Here is a 6000-nt window from a genome sequence, read left to right as displayed (position 1 = left end):
AGCCCGAGATGATCGGCGCCATCGTGCACGGAGGAAGCGTCACCGAAGCGGGCCGCGTAGGTGCCGACGGCATGCAGGAATCGCTGTCGCGGGCCGCGCAACAGCAGCTCGCCGCGGTGGCGGCCACCGGCGAACCGGTGGATGTCGTTCTCGGCGGCCAGGGCCGGTATCGAGTGGTGGCGGACACCACCTGGTCGGGCGACGTAGTCGTCACCGGATTGCCGTTGACCGCCGTCGATGCGACGCTGCTGCGCGTCCTGCTGATCCTGGGAATTGTCACCGCGGTCGTGTCGATCGTCGCGATACTGGTCGGCATCTGGCTGATCCGGCACGCGCTCGCGCCGCTGGATCGGGTCGCGGCGACGGCCGCGCGGGTGGCAGGCCTCGAACTCGGTCGCGGTGAAGTGGTACTGCCCGTGCGGGTTCCGGCCGGGGACGCCGATCCGCGCACCGAGGTCGGCCAGCTCGGCTCAGCCGTCAATCGCATGCTCGATCACATCACCAGCGCGTTATCCGCACGTCACGACAGCGAGACCCGAGTCCGGCAATTCCTCGCCGATGCCAGCCACGAGCTGCGCACCCCGCTGGCCGCCATCCGCGGCTACGCCGAACTGGCCCAGCGCAAACGCGCCGAGGTGCCCCGCGAGGTGGCCAACGCGATGGCCCGGGTGGAGTCCGAATCCCGGCGGATGACGGGTTTGGTGGAGGACATGCTGCTGCTCGCGCGGTTGGACTCCGGACGCGGACTCGAACACGAGCCGGTGGATCTGACCCAGCTCACGGTGGACGCGGTGAGTGACGCGCACATCGCGGGGCCCGAGCATCGCTGGGATCTGGAGCTTCCCGACGAGCCGGTGGTGACCACCGGTGACGCTGCCCGGCTGCACCAGGTGCTGGCGAATCTGCTGACCAACGCGCGGGTCCACACCGGCCCCGGCACGACGGTGCTCACCTCGCTGCGATTTCACGGCGAGGGGGGAGCCGTGTTACAGGTGACCGACGATGGTCCGGGCATACCGGAGGCTCTACAGCCCACCGTCTTTCACCGTTTCGCGCGCGGCGACTCGTCGCGCTCGCGGCGGGCGGGCAGCACCGGCCTCGGTCTGGCGATCGTCGCGGCCGTCGTCAAGGCGCACGGCGGCGATATATCGGTGGCCAGCGAAGCCGGCCACACCGAATTCACCGTGCGTCTGCCCGGTGCTGGAACCGGCGCCGCGAACTGATCGGCCCGTCACCCGCGGCGACGCCGGAACCGGTGGGAACACCGGAGCGGCGTGGTTGTGCGTCTGCTGCCGATCTCGTTCGTCACGGGTAAACGATGCTCTTCGCGCCCACCATGCGCACCAGGCTGAAGATCGGCAGCCCGATCACCAGATGCTCGATGCCCGTGGAGATTCCCACCCAGAGGTCGCTGGACAGCGCCAGTGGAATGATCACCGCCGCGGCGGTGAGGATTCCCACGATCCAGCTGAAGAACAGTTCCGGTGACGGAGTGCCCAGGCGAAGCAGATACCACAGCACCCCGCCCAGCAGCGCGCAGATGAAAGCCACCACCGCGAACCAGTACGCGTCCTGGGCCATCGGGTTCCACACCCCGAAATTGCCGCTTTCGCTCACCCGGGTGGCGACTATTTCGATGATCCAGGCGCACAGCCAGGCCGCCAGCGCGGTCACCACCGCCGCCGCGATCACACCGCCGGTGAACATGCCGATGTTGACGTCCGGCCCCTGCTGCGGCCGGGACCGCTGCTGATCCGGATGATCGGACTGCTGATACGCGTTGTATTCGTGATCCCGGCCGTACCCGGAACCCTGGCTGTATCCGGGATCCCGGCCCTGTCCAGCACTTTGGCTGTACCCGTGATCTTGGCCGTACCCGGGATCACGGTAATTACCCGGCTGATAACCGGCTTCATAACGTGCGGTGTGCTGGTCGCGCGGATCCATGGGATTCAACCGCCGATCACCTCCGTCGAAAGCGTGCGTGTGCGTCGAGTGTAGGGCCGGACCGAACACGCCGCTGCCCACCCACCCAACTCGTTGCCACCCAGGCAGACCCAGCTCGCGGTGCGGCGGAGGACAACCTCGATGATCGGCTGATCGTGCCGCTTCTCGGGTCGGCCGGGAGAGGCAGTGGGGGACGTAAGCGGCGGCAGCAGTCACACTGGATGCGTGGCGGTCGACGCGCTCGACGAGATGCGCACCTGAACGAGGGTATTGCATCCGCCGAAGTTTGCCGGAACCATGTGTCGGCCGAGACTGTCGGAAAATCACCACGCCGGACCCGACGATCGATCATCGTCGTGGAACGTCGGCCGACCGAGTAGCCGACGGCCTCGCGGACTCGCGCGCGCCGACCTCGGGCGACAAGAGGGCGGGCCATCACCGACCTGGAGCCCGGTGATCCACCCAACAGTGTAATCTGGAATGATTCCAAAGAAGTCGGCGGTTGATACGTGTGAAGGATTCCGGAAGGAGTACAAACATGACTGCCGCACCGCGGACTCAGCAGCGGACCAACCGCCGTCTCGCCGACGATGTCCGCAATTTCACTGCCTCCCCTCGGCTGACCGCCGACCTGCAGCGCGTGCTCGTCGATCTCATCGAACTGCACCTGCAAGGCAAGCAGGCGCACTGGAACGTCGTCGGGACCAACTTCCGCGACCTGCATCTGCAACTCGACGAACTCGTCGATGCGGCCCGCGGGAGCAGCGACACCATCGCCGAGCGGATGCGGGCCCTCGACGCCGTCCCCGACGGGCGTTCCGACACCGTCGCCGCGACGACGAGCCTCCCACCCTTCCCCGCTCGAGAGGTGAACACCGCCGACGTGGTCGATTTGATCACGACGCGGACCTACGCCGCGGTCGACACCATCCGTGACGTGCACGACGCCGTGGACGCCGAGGACCCCAGCACCAGCGATCTGCTGCATCAGGTGATCGACTCGCTGGAGAAGCTGGCGTGGATGATCAAGTCGGAGAACCGCGGCGTCTGACCGCCCCGACCCCGATCCGCCACCGGCCCTGTTTGCCGGCGGCGGATTCCGCGCTTGCGGGGGTGCTTCGATGCGGTCCACCCCGAAGCTCCAGGTCAGCGGTCGCTGCGCCGACAACTCCTCGGGTCCGGCGGAGCCGGCGCGTATCCACGATTTCGAGCCGTAGAACTCGCGCTTGTTGTGCGTCGGTTCGCCTCAGAAGTGCGCGGCACCGCCATCGATGGACAGTGGCACCGCGGTGATGTACTTCGATTCGTCGCTGACCAGGAAGAGCACCGTGTCGGCGATTTCCTCGGCGGTCGCCGCCCAGCGTGGCAGGAATGGGGTGCCCATGCCGTTGAGCAGCGGGTTGGTCTCCCCCGCCGCGGCGAGCGCGGACTGCATGTCACCCGAACCCATGGGCGTGTGCACGCCGCCGGGATGGATGCTGTTGACCCGGATCTCGTATTTGCCGAGCTCGGCGGCGAAAGCCCGCGCCATTCCGGTCACCGCATGCTTGCTGGCGGTGTAGTGCACCATGAACGGCTGCATCTTCACCCCGGCATAGGAACTGGTGAGCACGATCGAGCCGCCGCACCCGCCCGCGATCACGTGCGGCGCGGTGACCATGACGGTGTTCCAGACTCCGATCACATTGGTGTCGATGGTGTCCCGGAACGCCTGGGGGGTGATCCTGTCCCACGCGGCGGGGATACAGATGCCCGCATTGGCGATCACGACGTCGAGCCTGCCCAGTTCGGTGACCGCGGCGTCGGTGGCCGAACGCAGGGCGTCGATATCGCGCACATCGGCGATGGAAGCGACGATGCGGCCGCCTGCCTCCTTCACCTGCCGCACGGTCTCATCGAGGTCGTCCGGCGTGGGCGAGTCGTAGGGCACCCCGGGCAGCGGCCCGGCCAGGTCGATCGCGACGATGTCGGCACCCTCCCGGGCCAGCCGAATCGCGTGGGCCCGGCCCTGGCCGCGCGCCGCGCCGGTGATCAGCGCGACCTTGCCCGCTACACGTCCTGCCATGAAAGATCCTCTCAAATGCGAAGAAGCGACGGATCCGGAGCGAACCCGCCGGCGACGGTGACCGGCGCGGCGAGCATCCCCGCCGCCGCGTCGGTGAGGAAACAGCCCAAAGCGGTCCAGTCGGGCTCCCGCTCCCCCGCCGCGACCTCCGCTTCGTAGGCGGCGCAGACCTCGAACACCATCCGGGTGAGAATCCAGCCACGGCCGTCCAGCACCTGCTGGTCGATGCCACGCAACCGTTCCCGGGTCGCCGCCATGATCGTGTCGGTGGCCGCGCGCCCGCCGATCGGCCGCTCCAGCAGCGCCGCCGCCGACGGCGTGGCGCGCACCTGGTTGACGAAGCGCGCCCGCCACGAGGGCGCGGGCCGGTCGGCCAGGCTGCGAACGGCGGGGATGATCAGGCAGCGCAGCAATTCCACCAGCGTGGGCTCCGGTTCGAGCGCGGCCAGCATGCCGGCCCGCATCGGCTCGGACTGCTCGGTGTAACGGTCCAGCATGGCACCGATCAACCCGTCCCGATCGCCGAAGTGGTAGGCGACCGCGGAGTGGTTGGCGTTGCCCGCGTGTTCGGCGATCCGCCGGCCGGAGACCTGGTCGATGCCGTACCGGCCGTACAGTTCCTCGGCCGCGTCCATCAGGGCGCGCCGCGCCGCATCGCTGTGCCGTGCCATCCGCCTCCGTTCCTCGCCACCCGAGATTAAGTCAGGTGGCGTAGTTTGGGAAGAAGCTCGCCAATGTCGCCACAACGACCGCCGGACTCCTCGCGCCGGCGGGTACGGCACCCGCGGCTTCCGCCGATGAGCGCAGCCGCCGAACCGAGTAACGCAGTGCCGTAGCGGATGATCCCGCGAGGAACCGACCGCGTCCGGTTACGATCCCGCCGATCGCGTCGAGATCGAGCCTCCTTCCTCCTGCACGCGCACGGATCCGACGAGCGCCTGTCGACCTTTAAGTGACTGCATATTCAGATCAGTAACGCAACGACGCGGTCGGTGCCACGACGCGGGATGACCCCCTTCCGCACGGCAGGCGGGCTTGGACCAGCTGTAAGCCACTGCATACTCGCTGTTCAAAGCCAAATTGACCTGGTCCGCAGGGCTGCGCGCTGCACTGCAGACGCCGACCGCCCCTTCTCGATATCCACACAACCGGTTTCGCCTTGGCTAGTATGTGAATACTGATTCTCGAACATAGGAGCGCGATGATGCGTACCACCCTTCGCCTCGCCGCCGCCTCGGCCGCCGCGGCGACTCTCGTCGTCACCGCGGCCGGCGCGACGGCCGAACCGATCAGCGTGGTCCCGATGACCGCTGCCGCGGCCGGAACCGGCTCGTCGGCGGCGGACTCCGGATCGGCGGCGGCACGCACGGGCCTGTATTACCTCGAGCGCGGCGACATCATCGGAATCCTCGTGCTCCTGGTCGCCGCCCCCCTGCAGATATTGACCAGCGGCGTCTGCGACCTGGCCACGATGTCCGCGCTTCCGAATCCGTGCGTCGCGGGACCTCAGTGAACCGCACCGAGATCGAGCCTCGAAGCGCAACGCACGTGTGAAAGAGCCTCGAGAGCAAAGTCTCTGACGCAGCGAGATCTCCGGTAGTTGGTCGATCGGCCGGCTTCGACTCCGACACCGGAGATTTCGTGGTCAGCCCGGCGGTTGAAGCGAAAGCCCATCGACGGCATCCGCGTCGGCACCGGGCTCTGGGCGGCGGTTCGGTAGGAACTCTTTGTAGCGGTCGGCCGCCGAACGCTGATCGGCCGCCGGAACTGCGGTTCGCAGCCGGACGGCCTCGCTCGGGTTTGTCCCGCAGTCCGAGGGGTAGGCGATGGTCGCGGTAACGACACGCCAACCCTTCGAGGAGGATCACCGATGAGCCAACCCCGCGACACCCCCGGCGAGGAAGACCCGCAAGGAACTCCGGACTCTCGAGAGGAGAGCCTTCTCGAGGGCCGATCCGAAGCTTCCGGCAACCTGGCAGGCCCAGGCC

General features: G+C 67.8%; 6 protein-coding genes. 3 read left to right on the top strand and 3 right to left on the bottom strand.

Annotated features, from left to right (window positions below; all coding sequences use genetic code 11):
* A partial coding sequence (locus tag ACFU5M_RS16725; protein WP_379049637.1) for a sensor histidine kinase occupies positions 1–1223 on the top strand: 1223 nt, incomplete at its 5' end.
* An 82-nt stretch (positions 1224–1305) separates the two neighbouring features.
* Here the strand turns inward: ACFU5M_RS16725 and ACFU5M_RS16720 are convergent.
* Entirely contained in the window at positions 1306–1947 is a 642-nt protein-coding gene (locus ACFU5M_RS16720) for a DUF6069 family protein (protein ID WP_379049655.1), read from the bottom strand.
* Positions 1948–2485: 538 nt separating this feature from the next.
* On the opposite strand from ACFU5M_RS16720, the gene ACFU5M_RS16715 reads away from it, so the two are divergent.
* On the top strand, positions 2486–2998 hold the full coding sequence (locus tag ACFU5M_RS16715; RefSeq protein WP_379049634.1) for a Dps family protein: 513 nt from the start codon (positions 2486–2488) through the stop codon (positions 2996–2998).
* A gap of 195 nt (positions 2999–3193) precedes the next feature.
* Here ACFU5M_RS16715 and ACFU5M_RS16710 read toward each other — a convergent pair whose 3' ends face one another.
* Together ACFU5M_RS16710 and ACFU5M_RS16705 are read right to left on the bottom strand one after the other, a co-directional pair.
* Positions 3194–4012 carry a mycofactocin-coupled SDR family oxidoreductase gene (locus tag ACFU5M_RS16710; protein WP_379049631.1) on the bottom strand — a complete coding sequence of 273 codons (819 nt, stop codon included), beginning with the start codon at positions 4010–4012 and terminating at the stop codon, positions 3194–3196.
* 11 nt (positions 4013–4023) lie between these two features.
* On the bottom strand, positions 4024–4683 hold the full coding sequence (locus ACFU5M_RS16705; RefSeq protein ID WP_379049628.1) for a TetR/AcrR family transcriptional regulator: 660 nt from the start codon (positions 4681–4683) through the stop codon (positions 4024–4026).
* A 533-nt stretch (positions 4684–5216) separates the two neighbouring features.
* On the opposite strand from ACFU5M_RS16705, the gene ACFU5M_RS16700 reads away from it, so the two are divergent.
* On the top strand, positions 5217–5525 hold the full coding sequence (locus tag ACFU5M_RS16700; protein ID WP_379049625.1) for a hypothetical protein: 309 nt from the start codon (positions 5217–5219) through the stop codon (positions 5523–5525).
* The last annotated feature ends 475 nt before the right edge of the window (positions 5526–6000 follow it).

Origin of the sequence: Nocardia sp. NPDC057455, assembly GCF_042802775.1 — a bacterium.
Lineage (GTDB): Bacteria > Actinomycetota > Actinomycetes > Mycobacteriales > Mycobacteriaceae > Nocardia.
The sequence above is the reverse complement of the archived record's forward strand: the minus strand, read 5'-3'. Positions and strand labels throughout refer to the sequence as shown.

Coding starts and splice junctions, on each gene's coding strand:
- ACFU5M_RS16720 (WP_379049655.1), bottom strand. CDS start 1,947: ATGGATCCGCGCGACCAGCACACCGCACGTTATGAAGCCGGTTATCAG.
- ACFU5M_RS16715 (WP_379049634.1), top strand. CDS start 2,486: ATGACTGCCGCACCGCGGACTCAGCAGCGGACCAACCGCCGTCTCGCC.
- ACFU5M_RS16710 (WP_379049631.1), bottom strand. CDS start 4,012: ATGGCAGGACGTGTAGCGGGCAAGGTCGCGCTGATCACCGGCGCGGCG.
- ACFU5M_RS16705 (WP_379049628.1), bottom strand. CDS start 4,683: ATGGCACGGCACAGCGATGCGGCGCGGCGCGCCCTGATGGACGCGGCC.
- ACFU5M_RS16700 (WP_379049625.1), top strand. CDS start 5,217: ATGCGTACCACCCTTCGCCTCGCCGCCGCCTCGGCCGCCGCGGCGACT.